Source organism: Pseudomonas sp. H2_D02 (assembly GCF_054677635.1).
This window is the reverse complement of record NZ_CP162816.1, coordinates 4,288,564-4,304,769: the sequence shown is the minus strand read 5'-3', so window position 1 is coordinate 4,304,769 and position 16,206 is coordinate 4,288,564. Positions and strand designations below refer to the sequence as shown.

The window sequence follows — 16,206 nt, the reverse complement described above, 5'->3', positions numbered from 1 at the left end:
CCCCTCGCCACGAAGAACCAGCCATTTCTCGCGGACAGTCGCCTGGCGTCTGGAGCCGCTGCGAATGAACCTCTCCGGCCCCTTCATCCGCCGTCCCGTGGCGACCATGCTGCTGAGCTTCGCCATCATGTTGCTCGGCGGCGTGTGCTTTGGCTTGCTGCCGGTTTCGCCGCTGCCGCAGATGGATTTCCCGGTGATCGTGGTCCAGGCCAACTTGCCGGGAGCCAGCCCCGAGGTGATGGCTTCCACGGTGGCGACGCCACTGGAGCGCTCGTTCGGCGCCATCGCCGGGGTCAACACCATGAGCAGCCGTTCGAGCCAGGGCTCGACTCGCGTCATCCTGCAATTCGACCTGGACCGCGACATCAACGGCGCCGCCCGGGAGGTGCAGGCGGCCATCAACGCCTCGCGCAACTTGCTGCCCAGCGGCATGCGCAGCATGCCGACCTACAAGAAGGTCAACCCGTCCCAGGCACCCGTCATGGTGCTTTCGCTGACCTCCGATGTGCTGGAAAAGGGCCAACTCTATGACCTGGCCTCGACGATCCTGTCCCAGAGCCTCTCCCAGGTGGCGGGTGTCGGTGAGGTGCAGATTGGCGGCAGCTCCCTGCCGGCGGTGCGCATCGAGCTGGAGCCGCAATTGCTCAACCAGTACGGCGTGGCGCTGGATGACGTCCGCACGGCGATAGCCAATAGCAATGTGCGCCGGCCCAAGGGTTCGGTCGAAGACGACAAGCGCATGTGGCAAGTCCAGGCCAACGATCAACTCGAAAAGGCCAAGGACTACGAGACGCTGGTCATCCGTTACCAGGATGGCTCGGTGTTGCGGCTCAAGGACGTGGCAAAGGTCAGCGACGGCGTCGAGGACCGCTACAACAGCGGCTTCTTCAACAATGACGCCGCTGTGCTGCTGGTCATCAACCGCCAGGCCGGCGCGAACATCATCGAGACCGTCAACGAGATCAAGAGTCAACTGCCGGCCCTGCAAGCGGTGCTGCCCGCCAGCGTCAAGCTGAACCTGGCCATGGACCGCTCGCCGGTGATCAAGGCCACCCTGCACGAAGCGGAAATGACCCTGTTGATCGCCGTCGCCCTGGTGGTGCTGGTGGTGTTCCTGTTCCTGGGCAATTTCCGTGCGTCGCTGATCCCGACCCTGGCAGTGCCGGTGTCGTTGGTGGGCACGTTCGCGGTGATGTACCTGTACGGTTTTTCCCTGAACAACCTGTCACTGATGGCGTTGATCCTCGCCACCGGGCTGGTGGTGGACGACGCCATCGTGGTGCTGGAAAACATTTCCCGGCACATCGACGAAGGCGTGCCGCCGATGAAAGCCGCCTACCTCGGCGCCGAGGAGGTGGGCTTCACCCTGTTGTCGATGAACGCCTCGCTGGTGGCGGTGTTCCTGTCGATCCTGTTCATGGGCGGGATCATCGAAAGCCTGTTCCGCGAGTTTTCCATCACCCTGGCGGCTGCCATCGTCGTCTCGCTGGTGGTGTCCCTGACGCTCACGCCGATGCTCTGCGCGCGGTGGCTCAAGCCTCATGTGCCGGGCCAGGAAAACCGTTTGCAGCGCTGGAGCCATCACGTCAATGAACGCATGGTCAGGGGTTACGCCCGGAGCCTCGACTGGGTGCTGCGTCATCGGCGCCTGACCTTGCTCAGCCTGTTGGTGACCGTCGGTGTGAACATTGCCTTGTACGTGGTCGTGCCGAAGACGTTCATGCCGCAGCAGGACACCGGCCAATTGATCGGCTTCGTTCGCGGTGACGACGGGCTGTCGTTCAACGTGATGCAGCCGAAAATGGAAATCTTCCGGCGCGCAGTGCTCAAGGATGAAGCGGTGCAGAGCGTGGCGGGTTTCATCGGCGGCAACAACGGCACCAATAATGCCTTCATGCTGGTGCGCCTCAAGCCGATCAAGGAGCGGGCGATGTCCGCGCAGAAGGTCATCGAGCGCCTGCGCAAGGAAATGCCCAAGGTGCCCGGTGCCCAATTGATGCTGATGGCCGACCAGGACCTGCAGTTCGGCGGCGGCCGCGAGCAGACCACCTCGCAGTATTCCTACATCCTGCAGAGCGCCGACTTGGCGTCCCTGCGCGAGTGGTACCCCAAGCTCGTGGCTGCCTTCAGGGCCTTGCCGGAGCTGACCGCCATCGACGCCCGTGACGGTGGCGGGGCGCAGCAAGTGACGCTGATCGTCGACCGGGACCAGGCCAAGCGCCTAGGCATCGACATGGACATGGTCACGGCGGTGTTGAACAACGCCTACAGCCAGCGGCAGATCTCGACGATCTACGACAGCCTCAACCAATACCAGGTGGTGATGGAGGTCAATCCGAAGTACGCCCAGGACCCCAACACACTTGAACAGGTCCAGGTCATCACCGCAGACGGCGCGCGGGTCCCGCTGTCGGCGATTGCCCACTATGAAAACAGCCTCGAAGACGACCGGGTCAGCCATGAGGGGCAGTTCGCGTCCGAGAGCATCGCCTTCGACATGGCCGAAGGCGTCACGGTGGAGCAGGGCTCGGCCGCCATCGAGCGCGCGATCGCCAAGCTTGGCATGCCCGAGGATGTCATCGCGAAAATGGCCGGTACAGCCGATGCGTTCGCCGCCACCCAGAAAAGCCAGCCGTTCATGATCCTCGGGGCGTTGCTGGCGGTGTACCTGGTGCTGGGTGTGCTGTACGAAAGCTACATCCACCCACTGACCATCCTGTCGACCTTGCCCTCGGCCGGGGTGGGCGCGTTGCTGTCGATCTACGTGCTGGGCAGCGAGTTCAGCCTGATCTCGTTGCTGGGGCTGTTCCTGTTGATCGGCGTGGTGAAGAAAAACGCCATCCTGATGATCGACCTCGCCCTGCAATTGGAACGCGCTGGCCAGACGCCGCTCGAGTCAATCCGCAGCGCGTGCCTGTTGCGGCTGCGGCCGATCCTGATGACCACGCTGGCGGCGATCCTCGGCGCCTTGCCGCTGTTGCTCGGCGGCGCCGAAGGCTCGGAAATGCGCCAGCCACTGGGCCTGACCATCATCGGCGGGCTGGTGTTCAGCCAGGTCCTGACGCTTTACACCACCCCCGTGGTCTACCTCTACCTCGACAACCTGCGCCATCGATTCAACCGCTGGCGTGGGGTGCGCACTGATGCTGCCCTGGAAACTCCGCTATGACCGATCGTTCGTTTTTCAACCTTGTCGCACCGCTGGCAACCGCCCGTGGCTCGCGAGTATTGAGCCTGGCGCTGTGCGTGGCGCTGCTCAGTGCCTGCGCGATCGGTCCGGATTACCAACGTCCCGCGGCCGCTGCGCCGGTGCAATACAAGGAGGCCCAGGGCTGGCGTCAGGCCAACCCCAGCGACGCCCTGGCCCGTGGCGCCTGGTGGGAGCTATACGCTGACACTCGCCTCAACGAACTGGTGGAAAAACTCAACGGTTCCAACCAGACCGTGGCCCAGGCCGAAGCCCAGTACCGTCAGGCCCAGGCCTTGGCGCGCAGTGCTCGCGGGGCATTCTTTCCAACGGTCGATCTTACGGTCGGCAAGACCCGTTCCAGCCAGGGCACCGGCAGCAGCAGTTCGAGCCTGAGCAGTTCCTCCAGCGGCATTCGCGACACTTACAACGCCCAAGCTGGCGTGAGCTGGGAAGCCGACGTCTGGGGCAAGTTGCGCCGCACCCTGGAAGCCGACGAAGCCAGCGCGCAGGCCAGCTTTGCCGACCTGGCCGCGATGCGTTTGAGCCAGCAATCGGAGCTGGTGCAGAACTACCTGCAGTTGCGGGTGATCGATCAGCAGAAGCGTTTGTTGCAGACCACCGTCGACAACTATCAGCGCTCGCTGAAAATGACTGAAAACCAGTACCGCGCCGGGGTGTCCGGCAAGGACGCGGTGGCCCAGGCGCAGAATCAGCTCAAGACCACCCAGGGCGACCTGATCGACCTGATCTGGCAGCGGGCGCAGTTCGAGAACGCTATCGCCGTGCTGATCGGCCTGCCGCCCGCCGAGTTCAGCCTGGCCGAAACCCAGGACATCCCGGCACTGCCGCAAGTGCCAGTGGCACTGCCGTCGCAATTACTCGAACGGCGCCCGGACATCGCTTCGGCGGAGCGCTCGGTCATGGCGGCCAACGCCAACATCGGCGTGGCGAAGGCCGCTTACTACCCGGACCTGACCCTGAGCCTGAGCGGCGGCTACAGCAGCAGTACCTACGATAACTGGGTAAGTGTGCCGAACCGCTTCTGGTCGGTCGGCCCGCAACTGGCGATGACGTTGTTCGACGGCGGCCAGCGCTCGGCGGAGGTGGACCGCAGCGTCGCGGCCTACGACCAGACCGTCGCCACCTATCGCCAGACCGTGCTCGACGGCTTTCGTGAAGTCGAGAACTACATGATCCAGCTCAAGGTGCTCGAAGACGAAGCCCGCGTGCGCCAGGAAGCCCTCGACGCCGCCCGCGAGTCCCTGCGCCTGACGCAGAACCAGTACAGGGCAGGGCTGATCGGCTACCTCGACGTGGTGACCGTCCAGGCCACCGCCCTGAGCAACGAGCGCAGCGTGCTGAGCCTGCAACAGAGTCGGTTGATTGCGAGTGTGCAGTTGATTGCGGCGCTGGGCGGGGGTTGGGATGGGCAGTTGGAGGCGGAGGGTAGGTAACAATTGCGCCAAGCTTTTGTGGCGAGGGGATTTATCCCCGCTGGGCTGCGCAGCAGCCCTCAGAATTGCTGACTCGGTGTGTCAATCAAATTGCATCCGGTTTTTGGGCTGCTTCGCAGCCCAGCGGGGATAAATCCCCTCGCCACAGAGATCTCCTGAACATCCCGCGCAAAGTCCCGCTTTTGGCCGATGCACTGCCTACGTCCAATCGTAATCGCTTGGTATAGTTCAGGCCTCTTTCCAGCCGGTAAAAGGATACTGCCATGTCGCAATACCAAGCGTTCAACGTCGAACTTGCAGACAACATCGCCCATGTGCAGATCAATCGACCGGACAAGATCAACGCCATGAACGCGGCGTTCTGGAGCGAGATCGTCGATATCTTCCAATGGATCGACGATACCGACGAAGTGCGGGTGGTGGTCTTGAGCGGCGCCGGCAAGCATTTCTCTTCAGGCATCGACCTGATGATGCTGGCCGGCGTGGCCAATGAACTGGGCAAGGATGTGGGCCGTAACGCCCGCGTGCTGCGGCGCAAGATCCTGCAGCTGCAAGCCTCGTTCAATGCCGTGGACAACTGCCGCAAGCCGGTACTCGCGGCGGTCCAAGGCTATTGCCTGGGCGGCGCCATCGACCTGATTTCCGCCTGTGACATGCGCTACGCCGCCGAGGACGCGCAGTTCTCCATCAAGGAAATCGACATCGGCATGGCGGCCGATGTTGGCACATTGCAACGCTTGCCCCGGATCATCGGGGACGGCATGCTGCGTGAACTCGCTTATACGGGGCGCACCTTCGGTGCCGACGAAGCGCGCAGCATTGGCCTGGTCAATCGTGTCTATGGTGACACAGCCAGCCTGCTCGACGGCGTCATGGGCATTGCCCGGGAAATCGCCGCCAAGTCGCCGATCGCCGTCACCGGCACCAAGGAAATGATCAGCTACATGCGCGACCACCGCATCGACGACGGGCTGGAATACGTCGCCACGTGGAACGCCGCCATGTTGCAATCCAATGACCTGCGCGTGGCCATGGCCGCCCATATGAGCAAACAGAAACCCGAATTTCTGGACTGACCGATCATGATTTCACGCTGGACCACCGCAGTACTCGATACAGATAAACCCGGCGGCTGGGCCGTGGCCCGCAGCCCGGAAGGTTTCCTGTACGACGACAACGGCGCGCTGTTTCCTCGCGACTGGCTCAAGCGCCAGGACTTGTCGATCCTTGCCGAGCACGGCATCGGCCATCTCGATGGCGAGCCGGTCCACTTGCTGGAACTGCACAGCGCCTTGGACATTCCCGGCTGCAACTGGAAAGGCCTGCGGGCCTTCATGCTCGAAGATGACCACACGCTGTTCAAGGTGTTGGGTTATGCCGCGCAGATCGGCACCTGGGCCCGGGAGCATCGCTTTTGCGGCAGCTGCGGCCAGCGCATGAGCCAGGTGCCGCGAGAGCGGGCGATGTATTGCCAGGCATGCGACTTGCGGCATTACCCACGGATCTCGCCGAGCATGATCGTGCTGATCACTCGTGGCGACGAAGTCTTGTTGGCCCGTTCCCCCCGGTTTGTCACAGGTGTCTACAGCACCTTGGCGGGCTTTGCCGAGCCGGGTGAGTCGGCGGAGGATTGCCTTGTTCGCGAGGTCCGCGAGGAAGTCAGCATCGACGTGAAAAACATCCAGTACGTGGGCAGCCAGTGCTGGCCGTTTCCCCATTCGATGATGCTGGGCTTCCACGCCGAATACGCCAGCGGCGAGATCGTGCCCCAGGAGGACGAAATCGAGGACGCGCAATGGTTCAACATCCATGACCTGCCGCCATTGCCGGCATCGCGCTCGATTGCCCGCTACCTGATCGATCTCTATGTGGCCCGCCGCCTAGGCCATGCTGAACCAGTGTTGCCAGGCTAGGCGCACGGTCAGGGCCAGTACCACGGTGATGAACACCGGCCGGATGAACTTCGCGCCGCCGCTGATGGCGGTGCGCGCGCCGAAGAATGCGCCGACCATCACCGACAGGCCCATGCTCAGCCCGATGATCCAATCCACCTGACCCGAGAAGATGAACACCGACAGCGCCGCGATGTTGCTGACGAAGTTCATGCTGCGGGCCACGCCGCTGGCCTTGACCAGGTCGATGGGATAGAGCAGCAGGCTGCTGACGGTCCAGAACGCGCCCGTGCCCGGGCCGGCCACGCCGTCATAGAAACCGAGGGTGAAGCCTTGCGGCGACTGCCAGGTCTTCTTGATCGGTGCGTTGCTGTCCAGCGGCGCCTTGGGCGTGCCGCCGAACAGCAAGTACAGGCCGCAGGCAAAGACAATCACCGGCAGCATCTTGTTCAGCCACTCGGCGGGCAGGTAATGGGCGACGACGGCGCCGGCCAAGGCACCGACCAGCGTGCCGACGAGGGCGTGGGTCCACTGCCGCGGATGAAATAGCTTGCGCCTGTAGAACGTGAAGCTGGCCGTGGCCGAACCAAAAGTCGAGCTGAGCTTGTTGGTGCCCAGCACCAGGTGCGGCGGCAAGCCAGCGGTCAGCAGGGCAGGCGTGGTAAGCAGGCCACCCCCTCCAGCGATAGCGTCGATGAAGCCGGCGATGAACGCGACTACGGCCAGGATAGCGAGAGTGGAGAGGTCAACGCTGAGTTCAAAAGGCATGGAATGGGCTTATTCGGCAGGGCGCAGAAGGGCTGCGGGAAAGGCCGGTATGTTACCGATAATGGCGCTGGGCCGCGACTCTCCGGTGAGATGCCGCTAACTCCGTGGCGAGGGAGCTTGCTCCCGCTGGGCTCTGTGTAGGAGCTGCCGAGCGAAGCGAGGCTGCGATCTTTTGATCTTTCACACGGGGTACCGCCATCCGCAAAAGATCGCAGCCCTGCGGGAACAAGCTCTCTCCATGGGGCCGATCCTCACTCCGGCCGAAAAACTGCTCGCAAACAATCCTGGCGTTTTTCCTTGAACATTGCGTAACCCTCCACCGATTGTTCCAGGCCCATGGGGTGAGTCAGGAGATAGGAGGGGTCCAGTTCGCCCTTCTGGATGTGCTCGAACAGCCGCTTCACATAACGCTGCCCCGGTTGCTGGCCGGAGCGCAGGGTCAGTGCCTTGTTGACGATCGCCCCCATCGGGAATTTGTCCAGCAAGCCGCCATACACCCCGACCACCGACACTGTCCCACCCTTGCGGCAGGCGCGGATTGACTGGCGCAGCACCGTTCCGCGCTCGGTGTGCAGGCGCAGCATCTGTTTGGTCTTGTCGTAGAAGTAATCGACTTCGGTGCCGTGGGCTTCCATGCCGACGCAATCGATGCAGCGATCCGGACCTCGGCCGCCGGTCAGTTCCAGCAGGGCGGCGTGTATGTCCGTGGTCTCGTAGTTCAGGGCGATGGCGCCGGCCTTTTCCTCGGCCAGGCGCAAGCGATCGGGGAAGCGGTCGATGGCGATTACCCGTTCGGCGCCCAACAGATAGGCGCTGGACATCGCCATCAACCCAACCCCGCCACACCCCCAGACCGCGACCGTATCGCCGGGCTGGATGTCCGCGTTATCGGCTGCGAAAAAGCCCGTGGGCACCGCGTCGGAGACGAACACGGCCTGTTCGTCGCTGACGCCCTCTGGAATGGTGAACAGGTTGACGTCGGCGAAAGGTACCCGGATATAAGTGGCGTGGCTGCCGGCATAACCGCCGAATGCATGGCTGTAGCCGATGATGCCGCAAGCCGGCTGGCCGTAGGCAATGTCCGTTGCGGTGGGGTTTGGATTGGAGTTGTCGCAGCAGGAGAAGTCCGAGCGTTGACAGTGCTCGCATTCGCCACAGCCGACAATCGACACCGTGACGACCCGGTCGCCTTTCTTGATTTGCGTGACAGCCGAGCCGGTTTCCACCACTTCGCCCATGAATTCGTGCCCGATGATGTCGCCGGCCTGCATGGTCGGCACGTAGCCGCCCAACAGATGCAAATCCGAGCCGCACACCGAGGACAGGATCACCCGCACGATGGCATCGCGGGGGTTGAGAATGGACGGATCGTCGACGGTCTCGACTTGTAGCTTGTTGGGGCCTTGCCAAGTCAGTGCGCGCATCAGACGGTACCTCCATTGAGTTCGGATTTGTCAGTGGGTGAGTCATTGGCCGGTGCTCGCGTCGCGCTGGAGGCCGGATGTACGAAGAGGAAATCCTTCGTCTGCGGATCGCGCATCTTGTTGGTGCTGATTTCGCCCGTTTCCAACTGCTGTTTTATGCTGCGCAACACGTTCAACAGGGCTTTATCGGAGAACCGCGAGATGGCGGCGGCGAGTGCATAGCCGGCCGCGCCGAGGGGCGTCTCGCATGCCACGATGACTTTGACCTGCGTACCACGACCGGCCGGCGCATCGCTGAAATGCATCTGGATGTCGTGCTTGAAGCGTCTGTCCGGGCCGGCGATCCAATGCAGCTTGCGGCCTTCCTTGGGCTCGCACTGTTCGAGGTCACAATGCAGCGTCTTGTCCATCGGGCCATGGGCGACCCAGCGATAGGTCCGTTCGCCGGTCTGCTCGATGGTGTCGATCCACGGCATCAGCGCGCCAAGATTGGCCGGATCGCTGCAGAACGCATACACCGCCTCCCTGGGCTTGCCAATCGTGATACTGCGGGAAATCACCTTGCTGCCGTCCCAATCGCGATCCTGCTCGAACGTCTGCTCGAAGGGGCTGTGGGTCATGGCCCGCTTGATCCTGCAGGTGCCGGAATAGGCGCGCCAGGTGGCGCACGCACCCAGCAGCAATTGCGGCAAGCCCTTGAGTCCTCCCTGGCGAAGACCGTTGGCAATCAGCAATGAGCCGGCCGCCAGCGACACCAGTCGCTCCGGCGTGCCGAGATTAGGGTGGGAAGGCGTGGGTACCGGAGCTCGGCTCGCCACCAGTTTTGGGCGTTCAGTCATGATGGTTCTCCTTACTGATCCAGGGACGACATAAGGGATGAACCAAGGTAAAAGGCGGTTGTTCCGTTGGGGTCGGTGGTTTGCCGATGAGCTGGACAGGGGACTGGTTTTGGCTTGTTGCGTTGCCAGGAAAAACAGCCATCAGGTTGATTGCCAGGCAAATTTTTTTGAAATCAAGGGGTTGTCAGCCTAGGCAAATGAGTACATAATTGCGCCCATCGAATGCATCGAGGCGTAAAAAACTTCAATGTTTTCAAGGAGATAGCTCGCTATTGGCGGCTGTATCCGGATAAGTTCCTATCCGTCTGATGTGGTTTCATCGCATTGGGCGTATTGAGGCCGAATAGCAAAATGGTTATGCAGTGGATTGCAAATCCACCTACGCCGGTTCGATTCCGACTTCGGCCTCCACTTTTAAAAAGCTCTGTAGATCCATGATCTACAGAGCTTTTTTATTTGCGGAGCAATGAAAGGTTTTGTCTTGAAAAGGGCAATGGCGACCTTGCTTCACCGGGGATGGATGTATATATTTCCCCCTCTGTTGTACCCGCCGCGAGCCTGTCAGATACTATTTGCCAGTTTCATGCGGCTTTACCGCGCTACCGCCCGAATGGCGAAACTGGTAGACGCATGGGACTTAAAATCCCCCGCTCGTAAGGGCGTGCCGGTTCGATTCCGGCTTCGGGCACCATCCAAAATCAAGGGTTTGCGGGCGAAAGCTGATGCAAACCCTTGTTTGTTTTAGGTCCGCAATTTTGGCGATGGTCCGCAATGACTGAAGGTGCTTTGCGACGTCTATAGCCTGCGCCGAAACGCCTCAAGTATTTCCCGCATTCCTTTTTTCATCTGCAGCTGGGCGATGGCCTCCAGCGGATGCCACACGCAGTCGCTGATTTCGTTCTGTGGCCTGGCCGCTGTCGAGTCGTTGACCGAAGCTTCGAACACATGATGCTCGGTGCTGCCTTCACTGAACTGCATCAGGTAAAGCAGGTTTTCGGCGCTCAGCCCGGTTTCTTCCGCCAGCTCCCTGAGCGCGGCGTCGGCATGGGTCTCGCCGCGCTCGACCGTGCCACCGGGCAGGGCCCAGCGACGCTTGGGTTTACGCACCAGCAGGATGTGGCGATCTTCTTCACAGATGACGGTCGCTCGAATTTTCATGCCTCGCCCAACCTCGACTGTCATTAAATTGCAATATTACTGCAATATTTGAGCCTTGCCCGATTCAAGTGTTCAACAAAGATTTTGTTACCCCATGACCGTAGGAACGCGGCCCATGGGAAAAGGCTGCGTTTATTTCGCGAACGGTTCGGGGGGACGGGGAGGAAAGGCTGCGCCAATGACCGATCATCGCCAAAAATGAATCAGCGCCGAAAAAACGCATCAATGTTGGGTGGACTGGCCGGCCCCGTCGTGGGGGAGCGAGGAGAGATGACCACCGTTGAAGATTTCAAAGTCAAATCCCATGAGCTCTTGGTCGAGCTCGATGCAGCGACGTCAGAAATGATGGCGCTGATCTGTATCCATCAAATGTCCGGGACCGCCTGGGATGAGGCGGTTCGGCGTCAACACGAGGCCTATGAGCAATGGGTCGACTACCTGAACGAGCGCTTGTAGCTGCACGATCGTCACCGCAATCAGCAGGGCAGATTCTTTGAACGGACCTACGGCGGCCATGCCTAATCCATAGACTGACAAGAGGATTAAGGCCATGTCTGAACTAGCCAGTTATTTCTGGATTGCCGTCGCGGTGTTGCTGTTGCTTGTGGATCTTTGGGCACTCGTCAGCGTCTTTCGGAGCGACAAGGCGGCAGGCACCAAGGCAGGCTGGGCACTGCTTCTGATCATCTTGCCTGTAGTGGGCTTGATCATCTGGGGAGTGGCCGGGCCGCGAGGTGTCAAGAATCCGCCTTCATCGCCGGAGCACAGCAAGGGCTGACGCAGGCGAAGCGAGCCACCCGGTCAGCGGTTTTTCCATTGGCCGCCGGTGGTCTCGCAATCCTTCCGGGCTTGCTGGAGCTTTTGCGCGTCGTAGTAATACCAGGTGACCTGCGCGTTGTCCGGGATATTCGCCGAACCGGCGCTTGGGTCCTTGCTGGTGGAGTGTGGGTTGGCCAGGGCTTCTTGGGTCAACCTGGCTTGGCAGGTGGCCACATAGCCCTCGGCGCAACGCTCGACGGGTTTCTTTTCGGTGCTCAACGTACCCTTGCTTTCGTTGCTGCACGACCAGCCAATGGCTTGCGAAGGCACGCCCTTGTACTCGTAACAACTACGGGTTTCGATTTCCGGGACTGCCTGGCTTTGGGATCGGCTAACGACCTCACACCCTTGCGCCATGACGGTGGCGGGGCAGGCGCAGGCGATGAGCAGCAGGACTCTGGCATTCATGGTGGTTCTCCCTTTTGACGGCTGTTGCATCGATACCTATCAATATCGAGGGGCAAAGGAATGCCGTTGTTCCATCGGGTTTCAACCGGTGGAGTTCAGGGGGAACCGGTGTGGCGCATCAGCGAAACTTGGGCAGTGGGCGTTCCGCAGGCCTGAGGGAAGACAAGGCGCTCTGGATCGAAGGGGCATCTTTTTCGATGTCATTGAGTCGGTCGCGGATGCGCACTGCGGCGGGGTGTCCGCCCTGGTGGTCGACCCAGTCGGCGATTTCCTTGCAGGCTGCTGTCAGTCGCGCCTGGCGCGATTCCAGTAAGGTGAGCAGGGTGGTGATGGACTCTTTTTCGGACATGTCACACCTCCATTCAAGTTTGAAAAAAGGGCAGCACGACGCCCGTCGGTAATGACGGCTCATGCTGAAGTTAAGCGTAGTTGAGTTATTTGCGGTCTGTCGAAGAATCCGGCGCACGACTGGACAGTCGGTGCGCCGGGAACCTTATTTGATTCAGCCAGACTCCTTGATCCAGGATGGCGCGACGGAGGCTCGCCAGCGCACATCGGTAATGCCATATTTCTCTGCCATGGGTTTGGAAACCCGCTTGACCTTCTCCCTGCCGAATTTGGGTATGCGCCCAACACCCGCGTCGCAACTGGCCCAATGCCAAGCTTCGGAGTTATTCATCACTTCCGCGCGAATGATGAAAGACTTGGGCTCGCCATGGAGCATGTAGTCGATGATGTAAAGCGATGGACCGCCCATAAATCCTCCCTAATTGATCCTATACGGATGGATACGGAGGCGTTCGGAAAATTCCATCGGATTTCCAGACGGTCAAGGCCGGGGGTGACAGAAAGGCGTCGCGCGTTGCAGAACAACCGTGCTCACGGTGTGGAACCAAACCCGGGTAACCTTCTCCAAGGTGAGCTTGAAAGCACCGGTGCCAGGGATCTAAGGCGACGCAATGTGGCACTGAATAAAGGCAAGACATGAAAAACATCGCCTGGGCGCTGATCGTGGCGCTTCTCGCCAGTGGCCTGTCGGGTTGCATCGGCCCGCCCATCGAACTGACCGCGCAGACCGAACAACGCTTGCGTGCGCAACCTCCCATCCGTTTCCTGCTGACATTCGATGACGGCCCCAGCGCATCATCCTTATGGAACCCGAGCGACGAGGTCCTGGATGCCTTGGCGCAGAACCCGGTCCAGCCTGGGATCAAGGCGGTATTTTTTGTCCAGACGCGAGGGCCGCGAGCCGGCGGCAGTGAAATTGGCCGCTCGATCATGAGCCGTGAGCACTTTGAAGGGCATGTCCTTGGCTTTCATACGGCCACCCATTGGCACACCAACCATCGGTTCCTCGATCCTGACGAGTTGGAGCAGTCCCTCGATAACGGCGAAGGCGATATCGCTGCGGTCACGGGCGCGCCGCCCAGCCTGGTGCGGCCGCCGTTCTGGAGTTACGACAAACGCACCTTCGCCGCCTACCAACGTCATGGAATGCACGTACTGCTGACAGACCTGAGCGCCAACGACGGCAAGGTCTGGGGCATCACCCTGAGTCCGCGACGACGGATGAACCTGACGCGCCAGCTCTCGGAAGTACGCGAGCGTATCGCTGACGGACAGTTGCCTGTGGTCGATGGGGTGATTCCAGTCGTCGTGACCTTCCATGATCTCAACCGGTACACCGCTCGTCACACTCGGGAATACCTGGAGATTCTGCTCGACAGCGCCAGGCTCACCGGCTTGAAAACCGATGCCAAACCCTTTTACGACGACCAGCGGATGCTGGAACGGGCGGCCATGGCCCGCACGGTCAGGGACACGTCCCAACCGGTGCATTTGCCTGGTTTATGGGACTGGCTGTGGGATTCGGATTCCCATTGAGGCGTTTGAGCGCTTCCTGCTTGAGCGTGAATTGCGACGCTCGGTAGGCCGACCTGTGTCAACCGGTAGTAAGGTAGGCAACGCAACCCCGTTTTCCCAAGGAGGTTAGGTCTATGAGTACTGCAATGTTGACGAAAATGCACATCAATGGCTATGACGTGCTCAGCGTAAACAGCGGCCCCTGGAAGGTGTGCACCCAGGCTGACCGGCTGGGTTCCTTTGCTACGCGCGAAGAGGCGCTGGCCTATGCCGCCGCGTTGCCGACCAGGAGGCCACGTCGCGTGCGCCCTGGGAACATCCAGTAGCCAGGTGCAACGGCTGCACGGCGAGCATCAATGCCCGCCGCGCAGCCTAGCTGTTCAAGCGTCCGCCAATTCCAGCGGAATTTCGAGCGTAAACAGGGCGCCTTGCCCTGGCCCATCACTGTGGACGTAGAGGCGGCCATCCATTTCCACGGCGGCCAACGCACAGCTATGCAACCCGAACCCATGGCCGTCCTTGCGGGTGGTGAAGCCGTGATTGAAGATCCGGGCCTGGTTCTCCGGCGCGATGCCTTCGCCGCGATCCCTGACGCTGATGTGCAATGTCGTCGGGTCGACGATGCGGATACCCAGTGTCATTTCCCGTGGATGATCGACATGAGACATGGCGAACTTGGCGTTGCTGATCAGGTTGATCAGGATCAGCAGCAAGCGGTGTTTATCGCCCATGATCAGCGGGCTGTCCTGATAATCCTTGATCACCGTGACATGGTGTCGACTCAGCGCGCCCGAGTTCATGCGTAGCGCATCTTCGAACAAGTCGCTGACCTTCAGCGGTTCGATCAGCCGGGCAGCACCGGCATAGGTTTGTTGTGTCGTGACGATTTCCTTGATGTGGTCGATGCTCTTGGTCAGCTGCGCCAGCTCTTCAATAAGTTGCACTTGCTCGTTGGCAATGGAATCCACCAGCTCATTGAAATAGCGAGGCAACAACTTGCCTTTTTCGTCCTCGGTGATGAACTGGCCCAGGTCGGTGGCATGTTCATTCATCATCCTGACGGCTTTCCCCAAGCCCTGCGTCTTACTGTTCTTCAACTTGCGCGTCACCAGCTCCGCTGAAATATTCACGCTATTGAGGACGTTGCCGACGTTGTGCAACACGTTGGTGGCGATCTCGGCCATGCCTGCCATGCGCGCCGCGTCCACCAACTCCCGCTCGGCCTCCTTCAGCTCGCGGGTTCGCTCTTGCACGCGCTCTTCCAGCCGGTCGTTGGCGGTTTGAAGTTCATGGTTGATCTGATTGATGACTGAATAGCTGCGCACCAGCCGTACGGCCAGGTAGATCATCAGAAGCGCCATCAGGCTGGCGCACACGGCGAGGTACATATGGTATTGGCGGTCTGCCGCGGCCGTCCGGCGCTGGGTTTCGTTCAGCAGTTCATTGATGCTGTCCAGCTCCTGGGCCACCGGGATCACGCTGATGCGGTCCAGCAGGTCGTTGACCAGCGGCTGTTCCTGGATGACGGTGTTGGCGTGCTGTGTCAGGGAGACAAAAACGGGCCGGTAGGAGGCGGGCATTTGCTCAATCGCACGTTCGAGTTCGCTTAATTGAGCCTGCACCTCCCTCGCTTTATCCGACGTCACGTAAAGCGCGTATTCCGAGGTGGTCAGAGCCAGGTCGAGCACACTGGAGGCAATGGTCAGGCGAGTTGCGTCGCTGCCGGACTTCTTCTCCTGCAGCAAGGTTTGAATCTCATCCTCGACGGTTGGGAGTTCATCCAGGGATTTGCGCAGGTTGGCGTTGTGTTGTTCGAACTGCTCTACCAGCAGGTGCTTGTTCTGGACGGCTTCTACATAACCCTGCCGGCGTGATGCCCAAAGCGATGCCAAGGGGCCCGAATTGTTAAGCCGTTCCAATTGCTCCCAACGACTTTGTGCTTCAGGCGGTGGGGCCAGGGACAGGTTGTTGTTGACGCCGATCTTCTTCCTGAGAATTTTCACATTCCAGTTGGCGTCGGCCTGTTTGAGCTGGCGGATGAAATCGCGCGATTCGAAATAGGTCGATGAATCGTACGTATACGACTTGATCAAAAAGAATATCAATGCCGAGAAAACAACCAGCGCCGCGGCCAACAGGGCGGGCCATTTGTATTTCCTGATAAGAATGGTCACGTGTTTCTCCTGTCCAGGACAGCTGCCGAAGAAGGTGCCGGGTGGGGGAGTGAAAAGCGGTTATTGGTACGAAGAGCGGAGGGAGGAGTATTGCGCAAGCGTTGCGTTGGTTTTTTGCCTGGGTACACGTTGAGCTCCCTGCTAACGGTAAACGTCTGGTCGTCAGTGAGCAAAGTGTAGCGTCAACCAACGAGGGGGCGATGTTTGTTCGGCTGCG

General features: G+C 60.4%; 16 protein-coding genes and 2 tRNA genes. 10 read left to right on the top strand and 8 right to left on the bottom strand.

The window, feature by feature from the left end; genetic code table 11:
* The first annotated feature begins 64 nt into the window (after positions 1-64).
* From AB4N42_RS19640 to nudC, 4 genes are all read left to right on the top strand, one after another.
* Positions 65-3,169, top strand: a complete 3,105-nt coding sequence (locus tag AB4N42_RS19640; RefSeq protein ID WP_460115194.1) for an efflux RND transporter permease subunit — start codon at positions 65-67, stop codon at positions 3,167-3,169.
* Complete coding sequence (locus AB4N42_RS19635) at positions 3,166-4,644, top strand: efflux transporter outer membrane subunit (RefSeq protein WP_460115193.1); 1,479 nt, start codon at positions 3,166-3,168, stop codon at positions 4,642-4,644. Before AB4N42_RS19640 ends, AB4N42_RS19635 begins: the two co-directional genes overlap by 4 nt.
* Positions 4,645-4,907: 263 nt before the next feature.
* On the top strand, positions 4,908-5,720 hold the full coding sequence (locus AB4N42_RS19630) for a crotonase/enoyl-CoA hydratase family protein (RefSeq protein WP_030142547.1): 813 nt from the start codon (positions 4,908-4,910) through the stop codon (positions 5,718-5,720).
* Positions 5,721-5,726: 6 nt separating this feature from the next.
* Entirely contained in the window at positions 5,727-6,557 is an 831-nt protein-coding gene (gene nudC / locus AB4N42_RS19625) for an NAD(+) diphosphatase (protein WP_198796994.1), read from the top strand.
* Here nudC and AB4N42_RS19620 read toward each other — a convergent pair.
* The 3 genes from AB4N42_RS19620 to AB4N42_RS19610 all read right to left on the bottom strand — a co-directional run bounded on the left by AB4N42_RS19620 (position 6,525) and on the right by AB4N42_RS19610 (position 9,567).
* Positions 6,525-7,304, bottom strand: coding sequence for a TSUP family transporter (locus AB4N42_RS19620; RefSeq protein ID WP_030142545.1), 780 nt, complete (start codon positions 7,302-7,304; stop codon positions 6,525-6,527). The genes nudC and AB4N42_RS19620 overlap by 33 nt on opposite strands.
* 251 nt (positions 7,305-7,555) lie before the next feature.
* A complete protein-coding gene (locus AB4N42_RS19615; RefSeq protein WP_030142544.1) occupies positions 7,556-8,728 on the bottom strand; it encodes a zinc-dependent alcohol dehydrogenase in 1,173 nt (390 codons plus the stop codon).
* On the bottom strand, positions 8,728-9,567 hold the full coding sequence (locus tag AB4N42_RS19610; RefSeq protein WP_080628632.1) for an SRPBCC family protein: 840 nt from the start codon (positions 9,565-9,567) through the stop codon (positions 8,728-8,730). Before AB4N42_RS19610 ends, AB4N42_RS19615 begins: the two co-directional genes overlap by 1 nt.
* A 337-nt stretch (positions 9,568-9,904) precedes the next feature.
* On the opposite strand from AB4N42_RS19610, the gene AB4N42_RS19605 reads away from it, so the two are divergent.
* Both AB4N42_RS19605 and AB4N42_RS19600 read left to right on the top strand, forming a co-directional pair.
* Positions 9,905-9,978, top strand: a tRNA-Cys gene (locus AB4N42_RS19605).
* A gap of 193 nt (positions 9,979-10,171) precedes the next feature.
* Positions 10,172-10,258, top strand: a tRNA-Leu gene (locus AB4N42_RS19600).
* 104 nt (positions 10,259-10,362) lie between these two features.
* On the opposite strand, the gene AB4N42_RS19595 is transcribed toward AB4N42_RS19600, so the two are convergent.
* The gene (locus AB4N42_RS19595; protein WP_198796986.1) at positions 10,363-10,725 is read right to left on the bottom strand and encodes an NUDIX hydrolase; all 363 of its coding nucleotides are present in this window, start codon (positions 10,723-10,725) and stop codon (positions 10,363-10,365) included.
* A gap of 270 nt (positions 10,726-10,995) precedes the next feature.
* Between AB4N42_RS19595 and AB4N42_RS19590 the strand changes: the two genes are divergently transcribed.
* Together AB4N42_RS19590 and AB4N42_RS19585 are read left to right on the top strand one after the other, a co-directional pair.
* Positions 10,996-11,181, top strand: a complete 186-nt coding sequence (locus tag AB4N42_RS19590; RefSeq protein ID WP_030142541.1) for a hypothetical protein — start codon at positions 10,996-10,998, stop codon at positions 11,179-11,181.
* Between the two features lie 94 nt (positions 11,182-11,275).
* A complete protein-coding gene (locus tag AB4N42_RS19585) occupies positions 11,276-11,503 on the top strand; it encodes a PLD nuclease N-terminal domain-containing protein (RefSeq protein WP_460115192.1) in 228 nt (75 codons plus the stop codon).
* A 23-nt stretch (positions 11,504-11,526) separates the two neighbouring features.
* On the opposite strand, the gene AB4N42_RS19580 is transcribed toward AB4N42_RS19585, so the two are convergent.
* The 3 genes from AB4N42_RS19580 to AB4N42_RS19570 form a co-directional block, all read right to left on the bottom strand.
* The gene (locus AB4N42_RS19580; RefSeq protein WP_258650786.1) at positions 11,527-11,952 is read right to left on the bottom strand and encodes a hypothetical protein; all 426 of its coding nucleotides are present in this window, start codon (positions 11,950-11,952) and stop codon (positions 11,527-11,529) included.
* 118 nt (positions 11,953-12,070) lie between these two features.
* Positions 12,071-12,301 (bottom strand): hypothetical protein, encoded by a 231-nt coding sequence (locus AB4N42_RS19575; protein ID WP_030142538.1) that lies wholly within the window; start codon positions 12,299-12,301, stop codon positions 12,071-12,073.
* A gap of 153 nt (positions 12,302-12,454) precedes the next feature.
* On the bottom strand, positions 12,455-12,709 hold the full coding sequence (locus AB4N42_RS19570; protein WP_003181556.1) for a DUF6555 family protein: 255 nt from the start codon (positions 12,707-12,709) through the stop codon (positions 12,455-12,457).
* Positions 12,710-12,936: 227 nt separating this feature from the next.
* On the opposite strand from AB4N42_RS19570, the gene AB4N42_RS19565 reads away from it, so the two are divergent.
* Both AB4N42_RS19565 and AB4N42_RS19560 read left to right on the top strand, forming a co-directional pair.
* Entirely contained in the window at positions 12,937-13,836 is a 900-nt protein-coding gene (locus AB4N42_RS19565) for a polysaccharide deacetylase family protein (RefSeq protein WP_460115191.1), read from the top strand.
* A 113-nt stretch (positions 13,837-13,949) separates the two neighbouring features.
* Positions 13,950-14,141 (top strand): DUF2188 domain-containing protein, encoded by a 192-nt coding sequence (locus AB4N42_RS19560; RefSeq protein WP_249875065.1) that lies wholly within the window; start codon positions 13,950-13,952, stop codon positions 14,139-14,141.
* Between the two features lie 54 nt (positions 14,142-14,195).
* Here AB4N42_RS19560 and AB4N42_RS19555 read toward each other — a convergent pair whose 3' ends face one another.
* Positions 14,196-15,989, bottom strand: a complete 1,794-nt coding sequence (locus AB4N42_RS19555; RefSeq protein WP_460115190.1) for a DAHL domain-containing protein — start codon at positions 15,987-15,989, stop codon at positions 14,196-14,198.
* Between the last annotated feature and the right edge of the window lie 217 nt (positions 15,990-16,206).

Excerpts from the sequence above, each read along its gene's own strand:
- AB4N42_RS19595 (WP_198796986.1), bottom strand. The coding sequence starts at position 10,725 with ATGAAAATTCGAGCGACCGTCATCTGTGAAGAAGATCGCCACATCCTG.
- AB4N42_RS19580 (WP_258650786.1), bottom strand. The coding sequence starts at position 11,952 with ATGAATGCCAGAGTCCTGCTGCTCATCGCCTGCGCCTGCCCCGCCACC.
- AB4N42_RS19620 (WP_030142545.1), bottom strand. The coding sequence starts at position 7,304 with ATGCCTTTTGAACTCAGCGTTGACCTCTCCACTCTCGCTATCCTGGCC.
- AB4N42_RS19615 (WP_030142544.1), bottom strand. The coding sequence starts at position 8,728 with ATGCGCGCACTGACTTGGCAAGGCCCCAACAAGCTACAAGTCGAGACC.
- AB4N42_RS19610 (WP_080628632.1), bottom strand. The coding sequence starts at position 9,567 with ATGACTGAACGCCCAAAACTGGTGGCGAGCCGAGCTCCGGTACCCACG.
- AB4N42_RS19570 (WP_003181556.1), bottom strand. The coding sequence starts at position 12,709 with ATGGGCGGTCCATCGCTTTACATCATCGACTACATGCTCCATGGCGAG.
- AB4N42_RS19640 (WP_460115194.1), top strand. The coding sequence starts at position 65 with ATGAACCTCTCCGGCCCCTTCATCCGCCGTCCCGTGGCGACCATGCTG.
- AB4N42_RS19630 (WP_030142547.1), top strand. The coding sequence starts at position 4,908 with ATGTCGCAATACCAAGCGTTCAACGTCGAACTTGCAGACAACATCGCC.
- AB4N42_RS19635 (WP_460115193.1), top strand. The coding sequence starts at position 3,166 with ATGACCGATCGTTCGTTTTTCAACCTTGTCGCACCGCTGGCAACCGCC.
- AB4N42_RS19575 (WP_030142538.1), bottom strand. The coding sequence starts at position 12,301 with ATGTCCGAAAAAGAGTCCATCACCACCCTGCTCACCTTACTGGAATCG.
- nudC (WP_198796994.1), top strand. The coding sequence starts at position 5,727 with ATGATTTCACGCTGGACCACCGCAGTACTCGATACAGATAAACCCGGC.
- AB4N42_RS19565 (WP_460115191.1), top strand. The coding sequence starts at position 12,937 with ATGAAAAACATCGCCTGGGCGCTGATCGTGGCGCTTCTCGCCAGTGGC.
- AB4N42_RS19590 (WP_030142541.1), top strand. The coding sequence starts at position 10,996 with ATGACCACCGTTGAAGATTTCAAAGTCAAATCCCATGAGCTCTTGGTC.
- AB4N42_RS19585 (WP_460115192.1), top strand. The coding sequence starts at position 11,276 with ATGTCTGAACTAGCCAGTTATTTCTGGATTGCCGTCGCGGTGTTGCTG.
- AB4N42_RS19560 (WP_249875065.1), top strand. The coding sequence starts at position 13,950 with ATGAGTACTGCAATGTTGACGAAAATGCACATCAATGGCTATGACGTG.